Genomic DNA, 1262 nt, shown 5'->3' with positions numbered 1-1262 from the left:
ACGATTGGCTCTGATGGCTCAGATCCAATTTCAATCGATGGCAACTTCACTACAACGCAAGGCTCTGATGGGGTAGTAAGCTACCAATTGGATGCTGCTGCAACGCCTGTTGACGGTCTAACATCACAAGGTGTGGCCGTCACGCTGACTGAAACCGCAAACGGCGACGGTAGCTACACTTATGAAGCGACAGCAGGAACTGAAGCCGTATTTACGCTGACCGTGAATACGGATGGTTCATACAACTTCACGCTTCAGGGGCCAATTGACCATGCGACAGACAGTGATGAGCTGACACTGAACTTCCCAATCATCGCGACGGATTTTGATGGTGATACCACCACAGAAACGCTCCCAGTCACCATCGTGGATGATAAGCCGACCATTACCGATGTCGATGCGATTACCGTTGATGAAGATGATTTAGGCACGATTGGCTCAGATCAAACTGACCCGATTTCAATCGATGGCAACTTCACCACCACACAAGGCTCGGACCGAGTGGTGAGCTATCAGCTTGATGCTTCTGCAACACCAGTTGACGGCCTTACATCACAAGGCGTGGCCGTCACGCTGACTGAAACCGCAAACGGTGATGGCAGCTTTACTTACGAGGCGACAGCGGGTACTGAAGCGGTCTTTACGCTGACAGTGAATACTGATGGTAGCTATAACTTCACGCTTGAAGGTCCAATCGACCACGCAGTAGATAGTGATGAGTTGATACTGAACTTCCCAATCATCGCGACCGACTTTGATGGCGACACCACAAATGCCACTATCCCAGTGACGATCGTAGACGATAAGCCAGTTATTACTGACGTGGATTCCATTACGGTTGATGAAGATGATCTAGCGTCAATTGGCTCAGACCAAAGCAACCCGATTTCTATTGATGGTAACTTCACCACCACGCAAGGTTCAGACCGAGTGGTGAGCTACCAACTCGATGGCACATCAACACCAGTTGACGGTTTAACCTCGCAAGGTGTGGCTGTCACGCTAACAGAAACTGCAAATGGTGATGGCAGTTTTACCTACGAAGCAACAGCGGGCTCTGAAGCGGTCTTTACGCTGACAGTGAATACTGATGGCTCTTATAACTTCACGCTAGAAGGGCCAATTGATCACGCGGTGGATAGTGATGAGCTGACACTCAACTTCCCAATTATCGCAACCGACTTCGATGGCGACACCGTTACTGAAACCATTCCAGTCACGATTGTTGATGATGTACCGACCATCACAGCGGTGGATGCGTT

1 protein-coding gene is annotated in these 1262 nt (G+C 49.8%); it reads left to right on the top strand.

The window, feature by feature from the left end:
- Window positions 1-1262: VCBS domain-containing protein (locus R7Z41_RS23930; RefSeq protein ID WP_206971080.1), on the top strand; the 1262-nt coding region annotated here is incomplete at both ends.

The organism is Vibrio sp. 1457, from assembly GCF_033340195.1.
In the GTDB taxonomy this organism is placed as follows: Bacteria; Pseudomonadota; Gammaproteobacteria; order Enterobacterales; family Vibrionaceae; genus Vibrio; species Vibrio alginolyticus.
This window is presented reverse-complemented; position numbering and strand designations above follow the sequence as displayed.